2 protein-coding genes are annotated in these 1,212 nt (G+C 64.9%); one reads left to right on the top strand and one right to left on the bottom strand.

Translation table 11 applies throughout. The annotated features are described in order from the left end of the window. Positions 1-191 (bottom strand): hypothetical protein (locus AC4FAH_RS03450; RefSeq protein WP_490245638.1); only part of this gene is annotated, 191 nt, incomplete at its 3' end. A gap of 2 nt (positions 192-193) precedes the next feature. On the opposite strand from AC4FAH_RS03450, the gene holA reads away from it, so the two are divergent. Next, positions 194-1,212 (top strand): DNA polymerase III subunit delta (gene holA / locus AC4FAH_RS03445; protein ID WP_490245637.1); only part of this gene is annotated, 1,019 nt, incomplete at its 3' end.

Here is a 1,212-nt window from a genome sequence, read left to right as displayed (position 1 = left end):
GGCAGCAGTTGGTAGAGATTGGAAATCGCAACGTTCGCCAGGCACGGCTCCACGATATCGGGCAACCGATCATCATGGGGCCGTGCCTGTTCAGGGCCACCATCACGCCAGGGGCTAGCACCCTGCTCGTGACTGGTCGCCTGAGCCTTAGGCGCACTTGCCCACCAGACCCGCGCAGTATCGAAGGACATTCATGAAGGTCTATCCCGACAAGCTCGACGAGCAGCTCAACAAGCGCCTGTCTCCCGTCTACATCGTGGCCGGTGATGAGCCGCTGATTCACCAGGAAAGCTGCGACGCCATCCGGCGTGCGGCGCGCGCTGCCGGTGTCGAGGAGCGCGAGGTACTGCATGTCGAGAACGGCTTTCAGTGGGGCCGTTTGACCGAGTCTGCCGCCAGCATGTCACTGTTCGCCTCGCGCAAGCTGATCGAGCTGCGCATGGGCACCCAGAGTGCCGGCCAGGAAGGCAGCAAGGTCCTCAAGGCCTACGCCGAGCGCATCGAGAAGGATGGCGACATCCTGCTGATCACCGCAGCGCGTCTCGATCGCAAGGTGCAGCAGACGGCGTGGTTCAAGGCATTGGAGAAGGTCGGCGTCTTCATCGCGGTGTGGCCGGTGGACCATTCCCGCCTCGGCTTCTGGATTCGCGACCGCGCCCGTCGTCACGGCCTCGAGCTGAATCAGGACGCCGCTCGCCTGCTGGCCGAGCGCATCGAGGGCAATCTGCTGGCCGCGGATCAGGAGCTGCAGAAGCTGGCGCTGCTGCACCCGCCGGGCGCGCGCCTGGATGGCAATGCCATCATCCAGGGCGTCGAGGACAATGCCCGCTATGATGTCTTCACGCTGGCCGATGCGTGTCTGAAGGGGGAAGTCGAGCGCAGTGGTCGCATCGTGCTCGGGCTGCGGGGAGAAGGCGTCGAGCCGCCGGTGATCCTGTGGGCGCTGACCCGCGAGCTGCGCACCCTGCTCTCGCTGCGCCAGCACCTCGATCAAGGCCAGAGCTTCGAGCATGCCTGCAAGGCGCAGAAGCCGATGATTTTCGACAAGCGTCGCCCCTTCTATCAACAGGCGCTCAACCGTCTGCCCCACAAGCGCCTGCACAAGCTGCTGCTGTTCTCGCAGCGACTCGACATGGCGATCAAGGGCGGGATGACGCTGCCCATCTGGGACGGGATGGTCGATCTCGCCCTGACGCTCGCCGGCGGACGCGG

The organism is Cobetia sp. (genome assembly GCF_983723665.1).
The sequence above is the reverse complement of the archived record's forward strand: the minus strand, read 5'-3'. Positions and strand labels throughout refer to the sequence as shown.